The sequence below is a fragment of the Martelella sp. FLE1502 genome (assembly GCF_053484255.1).
Window position 1 is genome coordinate 1 of the sequence record NZ_JBAKFQ010000042.1, and the last position, 23,391, is coordinate 23,391.

Consider the following 23,391-nt stretch of genomic DNA (forward strand, 5'->3'; position numbering starts at 1 on the left):
CAGCCGGGGAATCCCATTTCTTCAAACTGCGGCAATCCGTCCACACCGCCTAGCACCGTGTCATTGCCGTCGACATAATCAAACCGGTAGAGCGTCGCGAGCATACCTCCGCGATGTCCGGGATCCATTCGGAAGTCGCCGGCCAGAAGAAGTCCGGATGGCGAACTTGATGATGCCCGTTCTTTCTGCCTGATCTCCCGTCCTTCTTCGGGGGTGGACGGCAGAACGGCATAGTCGGAAGCATTGGAGAAACGCAGCCCGCTTCCAACGTCCAGATAGATACCCGGCTCGAAGAGATTAATCGGGAAGCCGCCTCTTTCGACATCATAGTCATCAAGACGAATGGCTGCGCGGAACAGCACCTGCGAGTCCGATCCGAAATCGGTTTTAATCCGTTTCAGCTTTGACACCTGTTCCGCAAGGACATCGCCTTTATCGAATTCGCCAGCCTGACGGTATTCCGGCGTCTGGCGTGCGATCTGGTCATAGTCTGGCGTTTCTTCCGCAAAGACCTGCGAGAGATCTCGCCAGAACTGGTCATCCGGATCCTTGATGAGCTCGGCGTGAGCGGGAACGGAGAGCAGACTCGCAACGGCAAAGCCGCACGCCGACAGGAACCTCGCGCGCGGAAAAGATGGCTTCCGCAACCGGCCGTATCTGACCCAAGCGAGAATGACCGTCAGCAACACCGGCGAAGATTTACAGGTTTTCATTTTCCACTCCTGTGCTGCCGTCAATTCTGCTGTGAACAGCAAATACGTATACGCCACCGAGACACGGCAGCGGCTTGAGGGTTTCGAATAGGTGGCTTTGAGCGCCACGTTTCGTTTTCAGGGTAATCCGCCTTCAGCGGCGACCTGAAAACATGAGAGCGGCGACACGATCAGGCGCAAGTGCTGCCACCTCCAAAGCACATGACCCACCGACAGAGCAGCCGACGACGATAAGGGGCTTGGCCGTTGTCAGCGCCAGTGCTTTTTCCTCCCAAGACTCTATCCGATCCCCGAATGAATAAAGGGTGCATCCGCCATTGGCGGCCAGTCGTGGTGACCTGCACCCCGCATGGTCCCGCGTTTTGATGTAGAGTTTGCTCAATCATATGGAGCAGATTTATGCGAAAGAGCCGTTTCACCGAGGCGCAGATTATTGGGATGATCAAGGAACAGGAAGCTGGTCTTCCGACGTCGGAGGTTTGCCGCAAGCACGGCCTCAGCCCGGCGAGTTTTTATAAGTTCAAGGCCAAGTATGGTGGCATGGAGGTTTCCGAAGCCGCCCGTCTCAAGGCTTTGGAAGACGAGAACGCCAAGCTCAAGCGGCTACTGGCTGATACGATGCTCGACAATGCCGTGCTGAAGGACCTCCTGGGAAACAACTGACGACATTGAGCATGCGGCGAGATGCAGCGCTGCGTGCGATGCGGGATCACGACATCTCGCAACGCCGCGCCTGCAGGCTTGTCAGTGTCGACCCGAAGACTGTCCGGCGACACCGCCCGCCGGACTGCCCGGACATCCGCAAGGAGATGAAGGATATCGCCGATGTTCGGCGCCGTTTTGGTTATCGCCGGATCGGCGTCCTGCTTGAGCGCAAGGGTATGATCATGAATCACAAGAAGCTCTATCGGCTCTATCGTGAAGAGGGGCTGTCCGTGAGACGCCGACGCGGACGGAAACGGGCACGTGGCTCACGTTCGCCGATGCCGCAGGCCGCACCTCCCAACGCCCGCTGGTCACTCGATTTCCTGTCGGACAGCTTCGGCGCGTCCCGCAAATTCCGCGTGTTGGCGGTGATTGATGATTGCTGCCGGGAAAACCTGTGCCTGGTTGCCGATACTAGCATCTCAGGTGCACGCGTTGCTCGGGAGCTTGATGCGCTGGTTCGTCTTTATGGAAAGCCGGCTTGCATCGTCAGCGATAATGGGACGGAGTTCACCAGTCGGGCTATTTTGCAATGGGCCGACAAGCGCTCCATCCCGTGGCACTATATCGACCCGGGAAAGCCGCAGCAGAACGCCTTTATCGAAAGCTTTAATGGCAGCTTGCGCGATGAGCTGTTGAATGAAGAGGTGTTCGACACGTTGGAGGAAGCGCGCCGGAAACTGGCCCTGTGGCGATACGACTACAACAATGTCAGGCCGCACTCATCGCTGGGCAACAAGACACCCATCGAAGTGCGGCGAGAAATGGAAGGTTTTGATGCAGAAGCCGCACAGGCCCTTGCCCACGCAGACCAACCAAAATACCAATCACTAACCCGCAGACTCTCAAATTGAACGAGGGACGCAAGGGGTGCAGGTCAGTGGCAATGTAAAGCAGAGCGTTGACGACCTCACGAAAATCCGTGGTCCGCGGGCGTCCAAGACGGCGCGGCATTGGTAGAAAAGGCTCAACCAGAGCCCATTCCCGATCCCTCATATCGCTTGCGTAGCTTCCAATTCGCCGGGCATATTGCCGACGGATGATTTCGCTCCAGACCATCGTGTTCTCCATCGAATCTTTGCAAATCCGAAGGAATCATAACCTGTTGAAATCAAACAGCTCTTTTTGAGGCAGTCTCTAAGATATCATGCTCCTTGGTGACGCGAACCAACTCTTTCTTAAGCTGTTTGATCTCCTCGGAGACTGCGTTTGCAACTGTGATCAGTCTGTGTACGCTGGCGGATCGCGTCCATGTTTTTGATGGCGGTTAAAAACGGTACGACCATCTAGCCTAAAGCCCTATCAGGTCATGACAGAGCCGCCATCCACGACAAAGCTCTGGCCGGTGGTGAAATCGCTTTCGGGCGAGGCCATGAACAGCACCGTTCCAACGAGGTCGGCAGGCACGGCCTCCCGTTTCAGGGCGCGCGTAGCGATATTGGCATTCACCGCGTCGTCGTCCCAGGAGGCATTGGCGCTGATCGTCTCGGTCGCCGTCAGGCCCGGAACCAGGCAATTGACGCATATGCCATCCGCGCCCAGTTCACGGGCCATGGCTCTGGTCATAGCCAGCACCGCGCCCTTGGACGCAACATAATGCATCAGCCCCGGCGTTCCCTTGAACGCCGTCCCCGATGCGACATTGACGATCTTGCCATATCCCTTCTCACGCATGTGGCGGGCTGCCGCCTTGGTGCATTCGAAGGTGCCGCGAACGTTCACCGACATCACGCGGTCCCATTCCTCGCTGCTGATTCCGGTGAAGGAACACAGGCTGAGCATGCCCGAAATCGATGCATTGTTGACGAGAATATCAACCGACCCAAAGGTTTCGGCGACCCGTTCGACAGCGGCCTTGACGGCAAGCCCGTCGGTGATGTCGACCGGCTGTGCCAGAGCCTGTCCACCCGCTTTTTCAACGGCTTGCACGCTGGTGGCAAGGTCGCCTATATCGAAAAGAGCGACATTAGCGCCTTCGCGGGCAAAGGCCACGGCATAGGCCGCGCCCAGCCCCTGGGCCGCTCCGGTCACGATCACGGTTTTTTCTTCAAAGCGTCGCATCGGTTTTCTCCCACACTATGCCAGATCAATAGCCCAACAGTTCGGGCAGCTTCAGCGTCAGCTGGGGAAACAGCGTGATCAGAAGCAGGGTCAGCAGGTTGCAGACCAGGAAGGGCAGCAGCGCTCGCACCACCCGCTCGAATCGCGCGCCCGCGATCTGCGAGGAAATGAACAGCACGATGCCAAGCGGCGGTGTGATCAGCCCCTGAATGAGGTTGAAACACAGCACGATCCCGAACTGGATGGGGCTGATGCCAAGCGAATTCGCAATCGGCAGCAGAACCGGCACCAGAATGATCAGCGCCGCAAGCGTATCCATGAAAGTGCCGATGATCAGCAGCAGCAGATTGACCAGCAGCAGAAAAACCAGCGGATTGTCCGAAATCGACAGCATGGTTTCGGCAACCTTGGCCGGCACTTGCTCGGTCGCCATGATCCAGGCGAAAAGCGCGCCGGTTGAAGCGATGAACAGCAGGCTGCCGGTCATGATCGCGCTTTTGCGCAGCGCCTCGACAAAGCCTTCCCAGGTCAGACTGCGATAGACGAAGACGCCGAGGAAAATCGCGTAGACAACCGCGACCACCGCCGCTTCCGTCGCCGTGAACACGCCGCCCAGCATGCCGCCGAGAATGATGAAGGGCATGACCAGCGCCAGCACGGCATCGCGGAAACCGGTATTGATCTCCGCCATCTTCGCCTTCTCGCGCGCCACCGGCAGATCGCCGCGCCGCGCCCGCAGCCAGATCGCGAACAGCAGAAACGACCCCATCAGCAGACCGGGCACGATGCCTGCGGCAAACAGAGCGGCGACCGATTCATTGGCGAAAACCGCGTAAAGGATCATGATCATGCTCGGCGGGATGATCGGTCCGATGGTTGCGGCGGCGCTGGTCAGCGCTGCAGAGAATTCGGGCGTATAGCCTTCCTTCTTCATCGCCGGAATGATGACGCCGCCAATTGCCGCCGCATCGGCGGTCGCGGTTCCCGAAATGCCCGCAAAAAGAATGCTCGAAATGACATTCACATAGGCGAGCGCGCCGCGAACATGGCCCAAAAGCACGTTGAAGAAGTGAATGAGGCGCACGGTGATCCCCGTGGCATTCATCAGTTCGCCAGCGAGCAGATAGAACGGGATCGACAGCAGAACGAAACTGTCAACGCCCTGAAACAGCTTCTGCGGCAGCACGAGCAGCATGTTGAGATTGCCGCTGGTGACCAGATAGACCAGTGAGGAGAGGCCAATGACATAGGCGATCGGGATGCCGATCACCAGCAGTACAGCGAAGACGATAAATAGAACGAGCATGTCTGCCTCTCTGTCGGGCAAGAAATCCGGCCGGGCGTCTTCCGGCGCAATTATCGGCTGCGGGGATGGCCGCAGATCAGGAACCTGATGGCATGGATCACAACGACAACGCAGGAGACCGGAATGGCGGCCGATGCCCAAAGCAGCGGTATCTGCAGGCTCGGCAGAGTCTGGGAACCGGTCATCTGTCCCAGCCGGACCGAATACCAGAGGGTCACGACGCTGAAGATCAAAATCAGAATATCCGCAATCACCATCACCGCCTTTTCGACCCAGGCGCCAGCCAGATCACCAAGAAGGGTAATGCGCACCATGCTGTCGGTCGCATAGGCGCAGCTCAGGCCCAGAAAGACGATCCAGACCAGAAACAGACGCGCCAGCTCCTCCGACCAGGAAAACGGATTGTTGAGCACATACCGGCTGAAAACGGCCGAGAACACGACAGCCGTTTCGACCACCATGATCGCAAGCACCACCGACAGAACGATCCTGTTCAGTCCGTTGCTCAGTCTTTCCATGTTCTTGCCTTCCACCGGTCTCGCCCGTGCGCCGGACCGCCATGGCGGTCCGGCATGATTGCAGGGCCTCAGTTTGAACGCGCGGCCTCGACGGCGTCGAGGAAAGTCGCGATCTCCGGTGACTTGTTACGATATTCGTCGTAGATCGGTTTGGTCGCCTCACGCAGGCTTTCGATATCGATCGTGTGGAAGGTCACGCCCTCAGCCTCGAGTTTCTCGGTATAGACCGGGATGAACTCCTTGGTGATATCGAGCGTGCGCGCCGACGCCTTTGCCGCAGCCTCGCGGAACCAGCCCTGCTGTTCCTCGTCGAGGCCGTTCCAAGCGAACTGGCTCATCAGGATGACCGGCGAGGTCGTGAAGTGATTGGAAAGCGTGATATTGTTGGCGACCTCGTAGTATTTCCCGCCATAGACGCCGATCACATCACCGTCAAAGGCATCGACAACGCCGGTTTCAAGCGCGCCGTAAAGCTCGGGATACGGCACCGGCGTCGGGCTTGCGCCGATATCGCGGAATGTTTCCATATGCAGCGGATTTTCCATCGAACGGACCTTCACGCCCTTGAAATCGGCAATGTCCTCAATGGGCTTTTCGGAAACGAAATTGCGGAACGGCTGGAAGACATAACCAAGCGCGACAATGCCGGTATCGTCTTCAAACGCCTGCAACAGCGTGTCGCCATCCGGGCCAGACAGAATCTCGTACTGAAAATCAAGATCGCCACCGAACAGCCAGGGCAGGCTCAGCGCATCGAGCACCGGCGTAAAGGCCGAGGCGACGGGGCCGGAAATGACGCCCATGTCCTGCGTGCCGATCTTGAGTGATTCGAGCATGCCGCGATCGCCGCCGAGCTGGCCGGCGGGATAGATCTCGATCTGGATCTTGCAGGCGCTGGCCTCTTCGACATCCTCCTTCATCATCAGCGCGGCGGCATGATAGGGGTGATTCGGATCGGCCGGCACAACATGGCCGAGCTTCAGTGTCTTGCCGGCGGCAGACGGATCGCAAGCGGCCTGCGCACCTGCGGCAGCCGCCAGAACCGTTACCAGAGCGGCGCTCGCAAAAAATGCGGTGGAACCCAGTTTCGCCATTGTCTCCTCCCTTGAATGGCAATTTCAATAATCAATTCATGGATCGGTCCTCGCCGAATACCAAATCGAGTTTTTTGATAAACGTCATCACTTTTGATGATTTGACCGCGATCCCAACCAACGGAAAGCTTTCCCGAACAGTGTGCTGCTTTGGAAAAGGAGAACGACGTGCCATTCGCAATCGCGCCGGGAGGACACATAAACTACAGATACGGGACCGCCGCAAGAAGCGGCGCGCCCTGTCTTCTGTTCATCAACTCGCTGGGCACGGATCTTTCCATGTGGGACGGGGTCGTGGAAGCGCTGGGTGACAGGTTCGCGACCCTCGGATTCGATGCCCGCGGACATGGCGGCTCCACCGGCAATGACGGAGTGGCGGACATTGACGGGCTGGTCGAGGACGCCATTGCTGTCATGGATGCCGCCGGCGTCGACAAGGGTGTGGTTGTCGGGCTTTCGCTGGGCGGGCTGACCGCTCAGGCCATGGCGATCGCACATCCTGATCGTGTCTCAGCCCTTGTGCTGTGCGCGACCGCATCGGCCTTCCTGCCCGCGCAGATGTGGCGGGAGCGCGCGGCGGCAACACTCGAAAACGGCAGCGCCATTTTCGCGGTTCCATCCATGGAACGCTGGTTTACCGGGGGCTTCCGCCAGACCGATCCGCAAACGGCACAACGGCTCGTGGCAATGGTGGGCGAGACCTCCGACAAAGGCTATGCCGATTGCTGCACCGTTCTCGCGGAAACCGACTTGAGCGAGAGACTCCCGGCCATCGCCTGCCCGGCGCTGCTGGTTGCGGGCCAACAGGATGCCGGATGCCCGCCATCCGTACACGAGACCATGCGCGACCGGATCCCCGGCGCGCGACTGGTAGTCCTCGATCCCGCCGCGCATATGCTGGCCGTGGAGCGGCCGGATGCGCTGGCCGCTCTCATCGAAAACTTCGTTGAAAGCCTATGATGCGGTCACGCCGCCATCAATCGACATCACCGCGCCGGTGATGAAGCTTGCGGCCCCTGAACACAGCAGCAGGGTCAGCCCCCTGATTTCATCCACCGAGCCGATACGCTTGAGCGGAATGCGTTCGGCAAAACGCGCCTGGGTTTCGCTCTCGCGCAGCCGCCCGCCGCCGAACCCGGTCTCAAAGGGGCCGGGTGCGATGGCGTTGACGCGGATATCATGCCGGGCGAGGTCGATCGCCGCCTGACGCACGATATTGGCAACGCCTGCCTTCGAGGCGACATAGGCATAGCCCGTCATCGGGTTGGCGCGCAGCGCGGCATCCGAGGCGATGGCGACGATATGGCCGGATTGCCGGGCAATCATCGGATCTGCGGCGGCGCGGATCGTGTTCAGAACGCCGGTCAGATTGACATCGAGCACGGCCTGCCACCGGCTCTCGTCAATCGCCGTGATTTCGCCCTGCTGCGTAAACGGCCCCGGCCCTGCCGAAAGTCCGGCGGCCGCGATTGCGATATCCAGCCTGCCGGACGGGCCGGCAATGGCCGAGACCACATCGCGCGTGGCGGCAAGATCGGTCACATCGAGAATATGCGTTGCACAGGACAGGCCATGGTTCTTGAACGCGGCGGCAGCGGCAGCGAGTTGTTCTCCGTCCCGGTCGACCAGATGAACCGAAGCGCCATTTTCGGCAAGCGCCATGGCCATGGCCCGCCCCAGTCCCCCGCCGCCGCCGGTTATCAGCGCGACCTTGTCCTTGACATCGAAATAGGGGTGATAGTGCATCCGCATCCTCCTTTTGGCTTTGCCGGGAAGATGACCGATTCTTCTCAAGGAAACCTATAACATTGAATGATGGCAGCAATCTTGCGGACTTATTTCCGCTCATTTCCGGTTTGCTGCACACTGGACGCCAAATTGACAAATGCAAAATCGACGTAAAGAGGGAGGCACGCCTTGTCGCATACTGTCGCAACGCTCAAAGTCACGGATATTGCCGTGCGCACATTCCGTGGCGGTGAAGGCCGACGCATCCTTTTTCTTCACGGCGGCGCGGGGCTTGCAGCATGGACGCCCTTCTTTGACGCGATGTCGAAAATCGGCGATTTCATGGCCGTGGAACATCCCGGCTTCGGCAAGTCCGACAGTCCGGCCTCAATCCGCAGCATGTCGGATCTGGCCTATTTCTACCTCGACCTGATCGAGCAGGAGGAGCTTCAGGACTTCCACCTGATCGGCAATTCGCTGGGCGGCTGGCTGGCCTCCGAAATCGCGATCCGCAATCCCTCCCGCCTGAAAAGCCTGACCCTGATTGCCCCATCCGGCCTGCAGGACCAGCAAAACCCGACCGCCAATCCCTTCGCGCTCAGCTTTGAGGAAAACACCCGCATCCTGTTCAAGAACCAGGCGATCGCCGACAAGATCCTGTCGGCGCCGGTCGATGCGGCCGCGCTTGCCAATCAGGTCAAGAACAATATGGCCGTGGCGCGGCTGGGCGGCCAGAACGGTATCTCCAATCCCGATCTCGGCAAATGGCTGCACCGCGTCAAGGTGCCGAGCCTGATCGTCTGGGGCGACAGCGACGCGCTCAATCCGCCCGCCTATGCCGGCCTGTGGACTGGCCTTATCCCCGGCGCCCGCAAGGCAATCATCGCCGATGCCGGCCATCTGCCCCATGCCGAACAGGCTGCCGCGACGGCCGGAGCCGTCGGCGATTTTCTCAAGGCGGTCAATGCGGGCTGATGCCAGCAATGTTTTGATTTCGGAACCGGCGGGGCATGCCCTGCCGGTTCATTTGCCCTGCGCGCCATTTCCGTGCAAGGAAGAAGCCCGGCCCGAACAATTTACAAAAACCCGGCCGGACTTCATCATGCAAAAAAGGGCGGGAGGAACATGCGCCACTTTCTCGATCTGCGGCAAGTCCAGTATTTCGTGCATGTCTATGAGCAGCGCAATTTCTCAAAAGCGGCCGAAAAGGCTCATGTCGTGCAACCCGCGCTCAGCATGCAGATCCGGCGGCTTGAGGACGAACTGGCTACCAAGCTTTTCGAGCGCACCTCTCGCGGGGTGAAGCCGACACCGGCCGGACGCAGGCTTTACGAGCTTTACCTTCCGATCATCCGCGACATGACCCAGGCCAAGCAGGAGATACTCGATCTCGGCAAGAGTGGAGAATATTCCGGCCTGCTGCGCGTCGGGCTGCCGCCATCGCTCAACCGCGGCATTATCGGCCCGTGTCTGGCGGAATTCAGCGACCGCTACCCCAATGTCGAAGTGCATCTGACCGAAGCCTATACCGGCGAACTCACGGCAATGGTCGCCAATGACCAACTCGATTTCGCGCTCGGCGCGGTGCCCGACCTCGACTCCCAGCTTCCGCACCGCCATGTGTACAACGACGTCGTCATGCTGGCCTGCGGCATGCCGGTCCACGGGCCGAACCTCACCCCGCTCGACATTTCATCGATCCGCGACCTCAAGCTCATCTGCCCGTCGAACCAGCACCGTCTCGGCACCCAGCTTCTCATGCATATCAAGAGTCAGGGGCTTCCGGTCAATCACATTGTCCAGATCGACGGCTTCGTCGCCTCGCTCGAATTTGCCCAGGCTTCCGACTGGTGCGGCGTCTTTCCGGCAATCTCGATCCTGCGCGATATGCGGGAAAAGCGGATTTTCGCCTATCCGCTCATCGCGCCGAAACTCGAATTCGAACTGCATCTGGTGGAAAATTCGAAATCCAGCATGACGGCCGTGGCCCATCGTTTCGCCGATATTCTTGAACAGGCGGTGGAAGACGCGGGCATGCGCATCCGCGCCATGCTCGATATCGCCGAAGAGCCGGACGACGAACCCGGCGCAAAGCCGTAGTGTTCGCCGCCCCGTTTCTACAAAACCTCCAGAACGGAGATGCGCTGCTCCTTCAACAGCGGGCCATCGGTTTCGCTGGCGGCCTTGATCGCCAGCCATTCCTCGTCCGTCTTGAACCGATCCCACAACGCATCGCGCGTGGCCATGTCGGGAAACCGCGTCAGATACCAGGTTTCCTCCGGCTCCGCCGGCTTGGAATAGGTGGCCACCAGCTCTATGCCAAGCCGGGCAAAGATCGGGCGCACCTTATCCATAAACCGCGTCCGCAGCGCCTCCGCCTTGCCTTCATGGGGAACATAAGCCCTTAATTCCTCGATCATTTTACCTCCGCCATCGTCTTGTTGACAGCGCCTTCACCGGCCGTGCCGAACAGATATTCTTCCGGTTTGAAATCATGGGTCAGCTGCCAGTAATCGACCAGCCGCCAGGGTGAGGTCACGGTGACTCGGCCGGACGAATTCTTGTACCAGTTGTTCACGCCGGGATGCGACCAGACCATGTTCCGGCACTTTTCATCGACGAGACGGTTGAAATCATCATGGACATCGCGCCTGACCTCCAGCGTATCGGCATCGCTTTCAATCAAGTCCTTCAGCGCCTTGACGATGTAATTGACCTGGCATTCGAAATGAAACACCGCGCTGCCGCCATGGGCGAGATTGGTGTTGGGACCGAAGGTCACGAACAAATTGGGAAACTCCGGCACGGAAATGCCGAGATAGGCCCGCGGGTCCTCATCCCCCCAGATATCGCGGATCGGGCGTCCTTCCCGTCCGCGAATCTCCATCGGCCAGAGGATCTTTCCGGCATTGAATCCGGTTGCCATGATGATCACATCGGCTTCATGCAGGTGGCCGTCCTTGTCGACGACACCCTTCGGCGTGATTTCGGTGATGTTGCCGGCTACCAGCTCGACATTGTCGCGCTTCAGCATCTTGAACCAGTGATTGTCGCGCAGCATGCGCTTGCCGTAGGGCGGATAGGACGGCAGCACCTTCGCGATCAGGTCCTCGTCGCCGTCAAGCTGTTCACGCACATAGGCGATGATGCGCTCGCGCATCTGATGGTTTTCCGCATTCAGCGATACGTCCGGCTGATCCCACTCCGGGTCGATACGCAGACTGTCATGGAAGCCGTCCGAAGAGGCCCAGAACAGCTGGGCTCGGTTCCAGTTGGTGAAGAAGGGAATGTTGCGAAGCGCCCAACGATGCCCTTCCGTCACCGATTTATGGTAATTGTCATTCTTCATGATCCAGTGCGGCGAGCGCTGGAACACCGTGAATCTGGCGGCTTCGGGCGCAATCGACGGACCAACCTGAATACCACTTGCCCCGGTCCCGATCATCGCCACGCGCTTGCCCTTGAGATCGACCGAATGGTTCCAGGCGGCGGTATGGAAGACCGGCCCCTTGAATGTCTCCAGCCCCTTGAGCTTTGGAATGGACGGCCGGTTCAGCTGGCCGACGCAGGTGATGACGGCATTGGCTTCAAGCGTTTCCGCCTTGCCGCCAGCGCCGCGCATGCTGACAGTCCAATGCCCGGAATCGGCATCATAATCAGCGCCGGTGACTTCGCGATTGAAGCGGATATCACCGAGAATGCCGTATTCCTCGGCCGTCTTCGACAGATAGTCCAGAATTTCCGGCTGCTGCGAGAAATGCCTGCTCCAGTCATTATTGGGACGGAAGGAATAGGAGAAAAAGTGGTTGGGCGTATCGACGGCGCAACCGGGATAGGTGTTCTCATACCAGGTGCCGCCGACGGCGTCGTTCTTCTCAATGACAACATAGGGGATGCCCGCCTGTTTCAGCCGGATCGCAGCGCAGATCCCGGCAAAACCCGCGCCGATGATGATGACTTTGAAATTCTTGCGCCGCTTCGGCCCCGACGGCGCGCTCCATTTGAGCGCCCGGCTGTCCTCGTCGGAAAACTGCATTTCCTCCATCAGCAGAGGAATATATTCCGCAGGCACATCCTGACCGACGCACAGGCTGAAGATCCGTCGCAACTCATCGGCATCGAATGTCGGCCGCAGCGCATCGGGACCGTGGGCGCATTCGAGCATGGTATCGGCAACGCGCTCCCGGATATCGGCCTTCAGCCGCGCGGGTAGGTCTTCCATGAAGCTCCAGGCACCGTGAATGTGAGGCGCAGCGCGCTCAAGCAGGTCGCCCGCGCGCCCGAACTGGGCCAGCACCATCAAAAGCGGCGCGATATCCGCCTCGGCCAGCGCCGCGCGCATCGCGGCCGGGTCACGCGCCGCCTCCTTCGCCATGCTCTGATAGTTGATCTGCCGTGTAACCGTCATCATTGCCATCGTTCGATCATCCTCCCAAAAATCTTCGAGGCCCTGCGCATGAGGGCATTCTCGCTTGAGGGCAGGATATCGACCCGCGTGGCTGTTAGAAGTAATTTGATATGATGGTTCGGATAAGAGAATTTGATTTTGTCGTGACAGATTCCCCAACGGTTCAATGAATGTGACCTGCCACTGAGAATTTCCTCCAGAATGGATTAGAGTCCGGCCCATTGAGGACGGACATGATGAAGAAGCAGAGATTTACAGAAGAGCAGATTATCGGTGTGCTGAAGGAGCAGGAGGCTGGCGCGAAGGCGGCCGATCTCTGCCGCAAGCACGGGATTTCAGAAGCGACGTTTTATAACTAGAAAGCCAAATTTGGCGGCATGGAAGTGTCCGAGGCCAAGCGGTTGAAGGCGCTTGAAGACGAGAATGCCAATCTGAAGAAGCTGCTCTCCGAGCAGATGATGGACACAGCCGTGCTTCATGAGCTTCTAGCAAAAAAATGGTAGGGCCCGTCGCCAAGCGTGAAGCCGTTGCGCATCTGAAGGCCTCCATGGGACTTTCGGAACGGCGGGCCTGCCAAATCATTTCCGCCGACCGCAAAACGGTTCGGTATCGGTCTTGCCGACCACCGGAGGTCGAACTGCGAACGAAGCTGCGCGATCTGGCGAATGAGCGTCGGCGTTTGGGATACCGACGGCTGTTCATTTTGCTTCGGCGTGATGGAGAGCCGTCCGGCATCAATCGCATCTACCGACTTTATCGGGAGGAAGGTCTTTCCGTGCGCAAGCGCAAAGCCAGGAGGCGTGCTGTCGGAAGGCGTGCGCCGATCCTCGTCGAAGCAAAGGCACATGCCCGCTGGTCGCTGGATTTCGTTCACGATCAGTTCGCCTGCGGCAGACGATTCCGCGTGCTCAACATCGTCGATGACGTGACGCGCGAATGCCTGGCAGCAATACCTGATACGTCAATCTATGGTCGCCGTGTCGCACGAGAATTGACAACGCTGATCGAGCAGCGCGGCAAGCCCGGCATGATTGTCTCAGACAACGTCCTATGTCGAGAAAATCTGGCTGCTTAGGTCAGCAGGTCATAGGGCATCCGGTATCCCGGGTGCCTTGTCAAGATTGCCCAGACGGGCTCTGCCGTCAAGACATGATCTCTTCCATAGCAAACACAGGGTCCGCGCGATGGCGGCCCTCACCGTCCTTAATACGAGATCCCAATTCCCAAGCAGGAAGCCCGAACATTATCTACGAGGTCAGATGCCTGCCTCCACGGCTCATGTCAGAGAGAGGTCCTTCCGCCTGGGCTCACCCCCTCGAAGAAGGGGCGATAGGGTTCGCCGTGTTTAACTACGGCGTGTACGGTGCGCGCCATCTTTGCCGCGATCGCGGTGAGCGAGTGATCGGAGAGCGGCTTGGACAAAGTAGAAAAAATAAATAATATTGATTATATACAATCAGTTGACCTTGCGATTTCAATTCTGATCGAAATCGCCGGTTCGGCCGATATCACCCTCAGTGAAACAGCACGGAGACTGGGCGAAAGCAAACCTCGGATATTGCGATCGTTACGTACAATGGAACGGCGTGGTCTGCTTCAGAGGTCACAGAAAGGCGGCTACCGGCTCGGCACGGCCATGCTGGTGCTCGGCAGCGCCGCCTCGACCCAGGTTGATCTCGTCAAACGTGCGGAGCCGGTTCTCGACCAACTCGCGCTCAAGGCCAATGAAACTGTGCAGTTGCGCATCCGGCTCAATACCGAGACCCTGTGCATTTCCAAGGCTGAACCATCGCGGGATCTCAGGGTCCATGCCGATATCGGCAAGCGAAGGCCGCTCTATGCGGGCTCGAGCAAGACGATCTTGGCCTTCCTGCCCGAGGAGAGCTGGGACACGTTGTTGCCGGAAAGCTTTACGCGCTTCACCGCGAACACGATCACGAAGAAGGAGAGGTTGTTTCAGGGACTCAGGAAGATCCGGGCAAACGGCTATTGCGTAAGTTACGGGGAGGTTAGCGACCAATTGGTCGCGATCTCCGTTCCGGTATGCGGCTTCGACGGAATGGCGCTCGCCTGCCTGAATATCGTCGCCCCGAGTTTCCGCACGGAGCAGGCCGACATCGACCGCTACCGTCATCTGCTCAAGGATGCCGCCCGCAAGATCGAACGCAATATCTAGCTCTATATTTGCACGAGCGGACTTGAGCGCCATGGAGCGGTGATTTCAAGAACTGAGTGTGTGATTGTGACCGGCCTTCTGGCGACAGCAATCACGATGAGCTTGTGGCTGGATAATCCAGTTGCCGGTTGCGCGAAAGTCGCCCAATTTCCCTTTTACGCGCGGTGCAAGGAGGGTCAAGCGGCACACGCCATGGAATTATATCCTCAGATTCGAGCGGCTTGCGACGGCGGCATGGGCCAGCGCGAAGCATGAAAGCATTTCGGCATATCATACATCACGGTTTGCGAGATGATCGTGCGCAGAAGCTACGTTTTCCTCTTGCCTCACACGTCGGTGAGCAGACACGGCGCTCTGGCGCGCCAGAATGCCGAGCGCGGAGGTGATGACGCGGGCAAATGACAGCGCGCCCAAGCCGTCGATGTCGCGTTCCGGCATGAATTCGACGAAATCCATCGCGGCGATGCGGCCACGCCCGGCAATCCCGAACAGAAGGTCGAGGGTCTGGAAATAGGAAAGCCCGCCCGGGCCACGCGCGATCACCCCCGGCACGAGCGTCGAATCGAGCGCATCGGCGTCGAAGCAGACGATGACATCTGAACCATCCGGGATCAGGTCGAGCACCGGCGCGAGGCCGTCGCGATCGAGCTGATGGGCGGTAAAGAGGCTTGCGCCCCACCGCCTGGCATCCTCAACGTCCGACGCCCTGGCCGAGCCGATGCCGCGCGCGCCGACCTGAATGATCCGCTCGATATGGCCCATTTCGGATGCCCGGCGCATTGTCGACGACAGCCCCATGGTCTCGCCCATATGGGAATCGCGCCAGTCGATATGGGCATCGATCTGAACGATGGTATATTTCCGGCCGGTCTCGGACAGCGCGTCGATCATCGGGATCGGAATGGAATCGTCGCCGCCGAGCAGGACGGGAACGGCCCCGCGTGAGACGACCGTGCTGACGGCCTTGCGGATCGTGCCCCGGTTGCCTGCCGCATCGTTTTCGTCGAAGGGCAGGTTGCCGCAATCGACGGCGCGCAGCCCGGCCTCGGGAAACACGGGGCCGCCGAGGTCGAAGTCGAAATGGTCGACATTGGCTGTCAGGGGCGCGGTTGCCCGCCTAAGCGCATCGGGCCCATTGCGGCAATAGGCACCGGCGCTGGCATAGGGCGTGGCGCAGGGCGCGCCGATGATGGCGATCGGGGCGTCGAGCGTCGTCAGATCGCCGCAGGCGTCCAGCCCGAGGAAGGTTTTGGTGTCAGCGGCTGCGCCGAAAAGAACGCCGAGATCGACGGATTCAGTCATGTCTTCTCCTTGTCTGCCGGGTCCGGGACGCGGGCAGATCGTCTTTCATTGTTTGAATGCGGATCGTCCGCGCGGTCAGTGCCGTCTTGGCTGCAGGTATCCGGCATAGCTGCGCTGAACGAGCTGGAAGGCGGAGACCAGCACGAATGTCATCACCAGATAGATGCCGGCCGCCGTCACGTAGGGTTCGAACTGGATATAGTCGTTGAGCGAGATCTGCCGGGCGACGCCGGTCGTCTCAAGAAGCGTCACCGTGCTCGCAAGCGAGGTCGCATGCAGCATCATGATCATCTCGTTGCCGTAAAGCGGCAGCGCGCGGGTCAGCATTGCCGGCAGCAGGATGCGTCGCGCCGCGGCAAGCGGCGGAATGCCGAAGGCGCGCGCCGCCTCGATCTCGCCGTGCGGAATATGACGCAGCGCACCGGCAAAGATCTCGGTGGTATAGGCGCCGGAATTCAGCGCAAGGGCCATCAGGACGCAGACCATCGGGCTCGAAAGCCAGGGCCACAGAAAACTCGTCTGGATCAGTTCGAACTGCGCCAGGCCGAAATAGATCAGGAAGAGCTGCACCAGAAGCGGGGTTCCGCGAAAGACCAGCGTATAGGCGTGAACCGCGCCGCGGATCACACGGTTATTGCTGTTGCGCAGGAAAGACAGCGGCACGGCGATGGCAAAAGCCAGAAGAAGGGCGAAAAAGGTCAGCACCAGTGTCAGTTTCGCGCCTTCGAGAAACAGGCCGCTGTGTTCGGCGATGATATCCCAGTTCATGCTCCGGCCTTTCTCATTCCCGCATTGAAATGGGTCGCGACGCGCGCGAGGCAGAATGTGGAAAGCAGCGTGAGGGCCAGATAGAATGCGCCCGCAACGAGATAGAAGGTAAAGGGCTGTCCCGTCGCCTCAGCTGCGCCCTTGGCCCGGAACATGACGTCCTGAAGTCCGATCAGCGAAACCAGCGCCGTAGCCTTGGCCAGCACCAGCCAATTGTTGGTAAACCCCGGCAGCGCCAGCCGGATAAGCTGCGGCAGCACGATCCGGAAGAAGATTCGCGCCCGTCCGAGGCCGAAGGCCTGCGCCGCCTCGATCTGGCCGTGCGGAATGTTTTCCAGCGCAAAGCGGAAGGTTTCGGTCATATAGGCGCCGAAAATCAGCCCCAGCGTCGCAATACCGGTCGCAAGCGGCGGAAACTCGACCCACCAGTCCAGTCCAAAGAGCTGGAACAGCTGGTTGAGCAGCGCCGGCAGGCTGTAGAACACCAGCAGGATCATGACGAGGTCCGGAATCCCGCGGACGATGAAGGTGTAGGCCTGCGCCACACCCCGCAACGGCCTGCTTTGCGAGCGCTTGGCGAGCGCTGCCGCCATGCCAATCAGGGTCGACAGCAGCAGCGCCGCGAAGGCCAGGAGAAGGGTCATCCCTCCTCCCGCCAGGATCGTCCACGTGTAATCGACGAGCATGTCCGTCAGTCGCCGAAATACTGGGCGTTGAGGGCATCCAGCGTGCCGTTTTCACGGACGATCTCGAGGCCCTTGTTGATCTCTTCCAGAAGCGCGGTGTTTTTCTTGCTGATCGCAATCGCCACGCCCTCGCCGAATTCCGGCGCGTCCTCGCCGGTCAGCTGCGGGCCGACAAGCTCATAACTTTCAGCCTTGTCGCCGCCCAGGAAGCCTGCCGTGATCTGTGCCTGGTAGCTGAGCACAACATCGGCGCGCTTGCTTTCCAGATCGAGATAGGGCGCGCTGCCTGTGTCGTAGCGCTTGATATCGGAGTCGGCATAAACGCGGGTGACATAGGCATCCATCGGCGTGCCGCGCTGAACGGCGATGGTCTTGTCGGCAAGACCTTCCGGCGTGATCGTGAGATCGGCATCGCTGGCCGCGACGAAGCGGAAGATCGGATGGCTGTAGATGTCGCTGAAGGCGATGACCTTGCGGCGCTTGTCGGTCACCGTCAGCTGCGAAATCAGCGCATCGTATTTGCCGCTGATGAGGCCGGGGATCATCCCCTCCCAGGCGGCATTGGAGATGACGCAATTGAGTTCGGCGGCCTCGCACACGGCCGTCATCAGGTCGATGTCGTATCCGACGAGCTTGCCGTCCTTGTCGATCGATTCAAATGGCGGGAAGGTCGCGTCCGTTGCGACGATCACCTTTTCGTCGGTCTGGGCGGAAGCCGTGCCGACGGCAAGGGCAAGCGCGATGGCGGCGGCTGAAAGCAGTCTTTTCATAAGTCTGTCCTCTGTGGTTTTCGGGGGTGGAGCGGCAGTTGCGGAACGATCCGGTCTGCCATTTCTTATCGGCGTTCGGCGTGACGATGCGCCCGGTCAATGCCGTAATTGTCCGGCCAGGAATTGCTGCATGCGTTCGCTCTCGGTCTGGTCGAACACGCGCGACGGCGCGCCTTCTTCCTCGACGCGGCCTTGATGCAGGAACATGACCTTGGTGGAGACGTGGCGGGCAAAGCCCATCTCATGGGTGACGACCACCATGGTGCGGCCCTCTTCGGCGAGCGCCTGCATGACCTTGAGCACCTCGCTCACCAGTTCCGGGTCCAGCGCCGAGGTCGGCTCGTCGAACAGCAGGACCTCGGGATTGACGGCAAGCGCGCGGGCGATCGCCACACGCTGCTGCTGGCCGCCGGAAAGATGGGTGGGGTATTTATCTAGGACGTCCAGACCGAGGCCGACCTTGGTGAGGTTCGCCTTCGCCAGTTCGGTCGCCTCGCGCCGCGACAGACCCAGCACGCTGATCGGCGCTTCGATGATGTTGGAGAGCACGCTCATATGGGACCAAAGGCAGAAATTCTGGAAAACCATGGCAAGGCGGGTGCGCATCAGACGCAGCTCGCCGCGGTTCAGCACCCTCAGCATGCCGTCGCGGTCCCGCACCGTTTCCAGCCTCTTGCCATCCACCGCAATCTCGCCCTCATGCGGGCGTTCCAGAAAGTTGATGCAGCGCAGGAACGTGCTTTTGCCCGAACCGCTGGAACCGAGAATGCTGACGACATCGCCGGCGGCCGCACGCAATGAAACGCCTTTCAGCACTTCGTGCTGGCCGTATGATTTGTGAATGTCGCTGACGGCGAGTTTGTCCATTTCATACTCCGGAGCATGTCTCGGGCGGAAGGTCTCCCGCAGAGCGGGCCGGGCACCGGCAAACGCCGGTGTCTAATTTTCAGGCACAATAGATGCGTGTCGGATTTTTGCGCAAATGATCATTCCTCAAGCGAATCATGAACTGCTTTCATCAATCGGGAGAGGGTAACGTGTCGACCATGTCGTCCTGCCCGAAGGCCGCCAGAAGCCAATGCAGGAACAGGCGCGGACCGGCCCGCTCCAGGCTGTGCAGGTGGACAACGACATACCAGCCGCCAAAGGCATCGATCGAGAAGCCGAATGGTCTTATGAGACGGCCCTGTCGAATATCGTTCCGCGTCAGCGTTTCGCTGGCAAGCGCAAACCCGACGCCGTTGAGCGCAAGATCGATGGCGATGCCGAGATCGCTGCAATAAAGGTGACGGGCGCGGTCGAATACATCGCTGTGCCCGCATTCGGAAAGCCAGCGCCGCCACTCGGCTCCGTCATCCCGGTGCAGCAGAAGACAGTTTTTCAACGCGCCCGCATCCGGCGTCGCATATCCCAGACGCTGAAACAGCACCGGCGAACAGACCGGTGTGATGTCGACATCGGCGAGACGCGCCGACCACCGGTTTGGCCATCCGCCTTGCCCGAAAGTTATGCCGAGATCGACATCCGCCGTTTCAGGGACGAGATGATTTTCGATGAGCCGGATATGGCACTCGACCGTCGAGTGCCTTTCGCTGAAATCCGCGATATTCTTCGCAAGCCAGGCGCTGGCGAACATCGGCGGACAGGCAATGTCCAGCCGCCCGCCGGCAAGCGGCTGTTCGGACAACATGACCGCGGTCGACAGGATATCCTGCAACGCCTTCGCAACGGTCTTGTAAAACAGTTGCCCGGCATCGGTGAGTCTGATCCCCCGCCCGGCCTTCTCGAACAGGTCATAGCCGAGATCGCCCTCCAGCCTGCGCAGCTGATGACTGACGGCGCTGTCGGTCAGGTTGAGCTCGGCCGCCGCCCGCGCCATGCTGCCATGGCGGGCGGTTGCCTCGAACGTCCTCAGCGTCTGCAAAGGCAGATGTCGCAGATCCTTCACGTCAACCTCAATGTTTTGGCGCCCGGTCCTGGTTGACGGTTCGTCGCCTGACGCAATGACGAACGCCCAGGCTGGCCGCTTCTATCGTCTGGCGAGGTGAATGCCCGCCAGGGTGCAGCGCACCGAGCCGCCCGCGTTCTCGATCGTCGGAATGTCCAGCGCCACAATGCTTGCCGTCTTTTCTATCGCTGCAATCTGGTCGGGACGCAAGGCGTCGAGCGCAGTCGTGGAAAGGGCGAGCAATCGCTGATCGGGCGCCTGAAGCTCAAGCGCATTGCCGGCAAAGCGGGCGATCTGGTCGTTGTCGAGGGCAATGATGTCCCGTCCGGTCCGTCGCAACCTGTCGAGGATCTCGGCCCGCCGGTCGGGTTCGGTCATCATCTCCGGGCCGATCAGCACGAAACCGGTTCCGATGCACATCAGGACATTGGTGTGATAGATCGCCATGCCCTGCGGGTCGCGCGCGTCGAAAACCATCGGCTCGAAATTGAAGTGGGTCGCGAAACGCTCGAGCGCGACCGGATCGGCGCGCTCGGAACGCACAACATAGGCGACCCTGTCGATGTGATCGAGCACCATGGCGCCCGTGCCCTCGAGGAACAGACCGTCGGCTTCCAGCCCCGAATAGTCGATGACGTCCTGAACGCGATAGTCGCGTTTCAGCGTTTCGATGATATCCGGACGGCGTTCGAGCCGCCGGTTTCGAGCCTTCATCGGAAAAATCGCGACATGTCCGCCGGCATGGGTGGAAAACCAGTTGTTTGGAAAGACAGAATCCGGCGTCTTATCTCCCTCGTCCTCGAACATGTGCACGGCAATGCCGGCTGAAGAGAGCATTTCGCCGGCGCGGGTGATTTCATCATAGGCCCGACGCCTGAGGTCCTGCCCGGTTTCGGGAACCTTCTGAAACCGGTTGTCATTGGCCGTTTCGGTGTTGACGGTGAAATGATGCGGCCGGACCATGACCACGGCGCTGGCAGCCTGCGGCGAAAAGAAGAAAGGGCGCGCCATGGTTCACACCGCCCGCTGCAGCATGCCGAACACATCGCGCGGGTCGTCCGGATCGGCGATCATGTCGAGGTTCTCGTAGAGTTCCGTGCCTTTGATCCGCTTGGCGACATAGCTGAGCGCGGTGAAATCCTCGATCGCGAAACCGACGCTGTCGAACAGCGTGATCTGGCGTTCGTCGGTGCGCCCGGCCTGGCTTCCCTCAAGCACCCGCCAGAATTCGGTCACTTCGTAATCTTCGTCCATCTGCTGGATCTCACCCTCGATGCGCGTTTGCGGCGGATACTCCACGAAGGTGGTCGCGCGTCTCAGAATATCGGGATGCAGTTCGGTCTTGCCGGGGCAATCGCCGCCGATGGCGTTGATGTGGATGCCCGCTCCGACCATGTTATCCGTCAGGATCGTCGCATACTGCTTGTCGGCCGTGCAGGTGGTGACGATCTCGGCGCCCTCCAGCGCCTCCTCCGGCGAGCGGCAGGCCTTCACCGACAGTCCGCTGCCTTCCAGATTGCGACATGTCTTTTCGGTCGCGGCCGGATCGATATCGTAGAGCCGGACCGCCCTAATGCCGACGACGGCCTTCATCGCCAGCGCCTGGAACTCTGCCTGCGCGCCATTGCCGATCATCGCCATCGTTGCGGCATTCTTCGGCGCCAGATGACGGGCAACCATGGCGGAGGTTGCCGCCGTCCGAATGGCCGTCAACAGCGTCATCTCGCTCAGAAGGACCGGATAGCCGGTGGCGACATCGGCCAGAAGCCCGAATGCCGTGACCGTCTGGTGACCCGTCAGCTTGTTCTTGGGATGGCCGTTGACATATTTGAAGCCGTAATGGCCGCCATCGGAGGTCGGCATCAGCTCGATCACGCCGTCGGGGGAATGGGCAGCGACGCGCGGCGTCTTGTCGAACTGCTCCCAGCGGCGGAAATCCGCTTCAAGCGCTTCGACGAGTTCGCTCATCATAGTCTCGATGCCGACATCGTGCACCAGCCGCATCATGTTATCGACGCTGACGAAGGGCACATAGGCTTTTGTGGAAGGGGACGGCATTTCAACCTCTTTTCGTTTTGATGCTTTCAGGAAGGCTATGCCGATTTGAATGCTAGCGAAAAGCGCAAAACTGTACTAAATTTGCTTCTCTATCAGTAGATTTGAATAACGAGACTGATCAATTTGAGCAATGAGCGCCACCACACTACGGCCAAATACGTTCCCGATCGGCTTGACAGGGACATCATTTCGCATCTGCGCAGCGATGGCCGGGCCTCGCTTTCCAAGCTTTCGGACACGCTGGGGATCGCCCGCGGCACGGTGCAGAAGCGCCTCGACCGGCTGATCGAGACCGGAACCCTGATGGGTTTCACCGTGCGGGTGCGCGAGGACTACGAGGATGACAGGGTTCATGCAGTGATGATGATCGAGGTCGTCGGCAAATCAACGACCCAGGTCATCCGCAAGCTGCGCGGCCTGCCGGAGGTCTATTCGCTGCACACAACCAACGGCAGCTGGGACCTAGTCGCCAATATCCGCACATCGACGCTGTCGGAATTCGACAGGGTCCTGCGCGAGGTCCGGATGATCGAAGGCGTATCCAACAGCGAGACCAGCCTGCTTCTGAGCAGCGTGTGACGGCGCCGGCCGTTCTGAGAATCATCACCGGCGCGAACGAATGCTATCGAGCGACGCTTGAAAAGCGCGAGCCACAAGAATCCGGAAAAAGTAGAAAAGGCACTGATTGAAGCCACCATCGGTCGCGGATGCTTGGCACGACTGCGATTGGTCATGAAATAGCCGAAGATGCCGGCCGAGAGCGGGTAGTTTTCGTCCACCGCACCCTTGCCCATAACGGTCGTCGCCACCGGCAGGCCGAATGACTCCTGGAGGGCGGCGAGTTCTTCGGCCGCGCCAGATACGCACGCCGCCACCCGCGATTATCAGCGGACGCTCCGCCGACGCCAGCGATTTGGCGGCCTGGGCAACTCGCTCCGGGTCCGGGCGGCTGCGATCGAGTGGAAATGTGCCGAGAGACGCCCTCCGGGCATCGTTGCGGCTCGCTGCTGTTTCCACGAATATGCCGATCGGGGCGATCAGGACGGCCGGGCCTGGGCGGCCCGATGCCGCCGCGGCGAAAGCCATATCGATATAGGGCATCGTCAACTTAACGAAGCTTGGACCTGAATGTGGGATGCTCGGCCATGAC

The 23,391-nt window shown here is 59.8% G+C and carries 23 protein-coding genes and 3 pseudogenes; 7 read left to right on the forward strand and 19 right to left on the reverse strand.

The window, feature by feature from the left end; translation table 11 throughout:
• Window positions 1–821, reverse strand: an 821-nt coding sequence (locus V6767_RS21970) for a hypothetical protein (RefSeq protein ID WP_448475395.1), incomplete at its 3' end; no start/stop codon positions are given.
• Between the two features lie 25 nt (window positions 822–846).
• The gene (locus V6767_RS21975; protein WP_448475396.1) at window positions 847–1,095 is read right to left on the reverse strand and encodes an alpha/beta fold hydrolase; all 249 of its coding nucleotides are present in this window, start codon (window positions 1,093–1,095) and stop codon (window positions 847–849) included.
• 17 nt (window positions 1,096–1,112) lie between these two features.
• On the opposite strand from V6767_RS21975, the gene V6767_RS21980 reads away from it, so the two are divergent.
• Window positions 1,113–2,272 (forward strand): IS3 family transposase gene (locus tag V6767_RS21980; protein ID WP_448475397.1). Its coding sequence is split into 2 segments (ribosomal slippage): window positions 1,113–1,362 and window positions 1,362–2,272, totalling 1,161 coding nucleotides; the frame shifts between segments, so codons are not numbered across the junction.
• Between the two features lie 25 nt (window positions 2,273–2,297).
• Here the strand turns inward: V6767_RS21980 and V6767_RS21985 are convergent.
• The 5 genes and pseudogenes from V6767_RS21985 to V6767_RS22005 form a co-directional block, all read right to left on the reverse strand.
• Window positions 2,298–2,517: pseudogene (locus V6767_RS21985) on the reverse strand (transposase); the annotation flags it as partial.
• Window positions 2,518–2,720: 203 nt separating this feature from the next.
• Complete coding sequence (locus tag V6767_RS21990) at window positions 2,721–3,479, reverse strand: SDR family NAD(P)-dependent oxidoreductase (protein WP_448475398.1); 759 nt, start codon at window positions 3,477–3,479, stop codon at window positions 2,721–2,723.
• A gap of 25 nt (window positions 3,480–3,504) precedes the next feature.
• Entirely contained in the window at window positions 3,505–4,785 is a 1,281-nt protein-coding gene (locus V6767_RS21995; protein ID WP_448475399.1) for a TRAP transporter large permease, read from the reverse strand.
• A gap of 50 nt (window positions 4,786–4,835) precedes the next feature.
• Entirely contained in the window at window positions 4,836–5,303 is a 468-nt protein-coding gene (locus V6767_RS22000; RefSeq protein ID WP_448475400.1) for a TRAP transporter small permease, read from the reverse strand.
• 68 nt (window positions 5,304–5,371) lie between these two features.
• On the reverse strand, window positions 5,372–6,397 hold the full coding sequence (locus V6767_RS22005; RefSeq protein WP_448475401.1) for a TRAP transporter substrate-binding protein: 1,026 nt from the start codon (window positions 6,395–6,397) through the stop codon (window positions 5,372–5,374).
• Window positions 6,398–6,565: 168 nt separating this feature from the next.
• On the opposite strand from V6767_RS22005, the gene pcaD reads away from it, so the two are divergent.
• The gene (gene pcaD, locus V6767_RS22010) at window positions 6,566–7,357 is read left to right on the forward strand and encodes a 3-oxoadipate enol-lactonase (protein WP_448475402.1); all 792 of its coding nucleotides are present in this window, start codon (window positions 6,566–6,568) and stop codon (window positions 7,355–7,357) included.
• Here pcaD and V6767_RS22015 read toward each other — a convergent pair.
• Entirely contained in the window at window positions 7,352–8,143 is a 792-nt protein-coding gene (locus V6767_RS22015) for an SDR family NAD(P)-dependent oxidoreductase (protein WP_448475403.1), read from the reverse strand. The two genes, pcaD and V6767_RS22015, sit on opposite strands and share 6 nt — an antisense overlap.
• 171 nt (window positions 8,144–8,314) lie before the next feature.
• Here V6767_RS22015 and V6767_RS22020 point away from each other — a divergent pair, with 171 nt between their 5' ends.
• The gene (locus tag V6767_RS22020; RefSeq protein WP_448475404.1) at window positions 8,315–9,100 is read left to right on the forward strand and encodes an alpha/beta fold hydrolase; all 786 of its coding nucleotides are present in this window, start codon (window positions 8,315–8,317) and stop codon (window positions 9,098–9,100) included.
• 150 nt (window positions 9,101–9,250) lie between these two features.
• A complete protein-coding gene (locus V6767_RS22025) occupies window positions 9,251–10,225 on the forward strand; it encodes a LysR family transcriptional regulator (RefSeq protein ID WP_448475405.1) in 975 nt (324 codons plus the stop codon).
• Between the two features lie 17 nt (window positions 10,226–10,242).
• Here V6767_RS22025 and V6767_RS22030 read toward each other — a convergent pair whose 3' ends face one another.
• Together V6767_RS22030 and V6767_RS22035 are read right to left on the reverse strand one after the other, a co-directional pair.
• Window positions 10,243–10,545 (reverse strand): NIPSNAP family protein, encoded by a 303-nt coding sequence (locus V6767_RS22030; protein WP_448475406.1) that lies wholly within the window; start codon window positions 10,543–10,545, stop codon window positions 10,243–10,245.
• Window positions 10,542–12,542, reverse strand: coding sequence for an NAD(P)-binding domain-containing protein (locus tag V6767_RS22035; RefSeq protein WP_448475407.1), 2,001 nt, complete (start codon window positions 12,540–12,542; stop codon window positions 10,542–10,544). Before V6767_RS22035 ends, V6767_RS22030 begins: the two co-directional genes overlap by 4 nt.
• A 227-nt stretch (window positions 12,543–12,769) precedes the next feature.
• Between V6767_RS22035 and V6767_RS22040 the strand changes: the two are divergent.
• Both V6767_RS22040 and V6767_RS22045 read left to right on the forward strand, forming a co-directional pair.
• A pseudogene (locus V6767_RS22040) lies at window positions 12,770–13,578 on the forward strand (transposase); the annotation flags it as partial.
• 369 nt (window positions 13,579–13,947) lie between these two features.
• Window positions 13,948–14,709, forward strand: a complete 762-nt coding sequence (locus V6767_RS22045; protein ID WP_448475408.1) for an IclR family transcriptional regulator — start codon at window positions 13,948–13,950, stop codon at window positions 14,707–14,709.
• Window positions 14,710–14,979: 270 nt separating this feature from the next.
• On the opposite strand, the gene V6767_RS22050 is transcribed toward V6767_RS22045, so the two are convergent.
• The 8 genes from V6767_RS22050 to V6767_RS22085 form a co-directional block, all read right to left on the reverse strand.
• Window positions 14,980–16,011, reverse strand: coding sequence for an arginase family protein (locus V6767_RS22050; protein ID WP_448475409.1), 1,032 nt, complete (start codon window positions 16,009–16,011; stop codon window positions 14,980–14,982).
• A 75-nt stretch (window positions 16,012–16,086) separates the two neighbouring features.
• Window positions 16,087–16,779: an ABC transporter permease gene (locus V6767_RS22055; protein WP_448475410.1), complete on the reverse strand. Its 693-nt coding sequence runs from the start codon at window positions 16,777–16,779 to the stop codon at window positions 16,087–16,089.
• Window positions 16,776–17,465: an ABC transporter permease gene (locus V6767_RS22060; RefSeq protein WP_448475411.1), complete on the reverse strand. Its 690-nt coding sequence runs from the start codon at window positions 17,463–17,465 to the stop codon at window positions 16,776–16,778. The genes V6767_RS22055 and V6767_RS22060 overlap by 4 nt, the downstream gene beginning before the upstream one ends.
• Before the next feature lie 5 nt (window positions 17,466–17,470).
• A complete protein-coding gene (locus V6767_RS22065) occupies window positions 17,471–18,235 on the reverse strand; it encodes a transporter substrate-binding domain-containing protein (RefSeq protein ID WP_448475412.1) in 765 nt (254 codons plus the stop codon).
• A 96-nt stretch (window positions 18,236–18,331) separates the two neighbouring features.
• The gene (locus tag V6767_RS22070; RefSeq protein WP_106312431.1) at window positions 18,332–19,102 is read right to left on the reverse strand and encodes an ABC transporter ATP-binding protein; all 771 of its coding nucleotides are present in this window, start codon (window positions 19,100–19,102) and stop codon (window positions 18,332–18,334) included.
• A gap of 151 nt (window positions 19,103–19,253) precedes the next feature.
• Window positions 19,254–20,183, reverse strand: coding sequence for a LysR substrate-binding domain-containing protein (locus V6767_RS22075; RefSeq protein WP_448475413.1), 930 nt, complete (start codon window positions 20,181–20,183; stop codon window positions 19,254–19,256).
• 81 nt (window positions 20,184–20,264) lie between these two features.
• On the reverse strand, window positions 20,265–21,194 hold the full coding sequence (ctlX, locus tag V6767_RS22080; protein ID WP_448475414.1) for a citrulline utilization hydrolase CtlX: 930 nt from the start codon (window positions 21,192–21,194) through the stop codon (window positions 20,265–20,267).
• Window positions 21,195–21,197: 3 nt separating this feature from the next.
• On the reverse strand, window positions 21,198–22,241 hold the full coding sequence (locus V6767_RS22085; protein WP_448475415.1) for an ornithine cyclodeaminase: 1,044 nt from the start codon (window positions 22,239–22,241) through the stop codon (window positions 21,198–21,200).
• A gap of 123 nt (window positions 22,242–22,364) precedes the next feature.
• On the opposite strand from V6767_RS22085, the gene V6767_RS22090 reads away from it, so the two are divergent.
• On the forward strand, window positions 22,365–22,820 hold the full coding sequence (locus V6767_RS22090) for an Lrp/AsnC family transcriptional regulator (protein ID WP_181190883.1): 456 nt from the start codon (window positions 22,365–22,367) through the stop codon (window positions 22,818–22,820).
• 200 nt (window positions 22,821–23,020) lie between these two features.
• On the opposite strand, the pseudogene V6767_RS22095 reads toward V6767_RS22090, so the two are convergent.
• Window positions 23,021–23,116, reverse strand: a pseudogene (locus V6767_RS22095) (hypothetical protein); the annotation flags it as partial.
• Window positions 23,117–23,391: the final 275 nt, after the last annotated feature.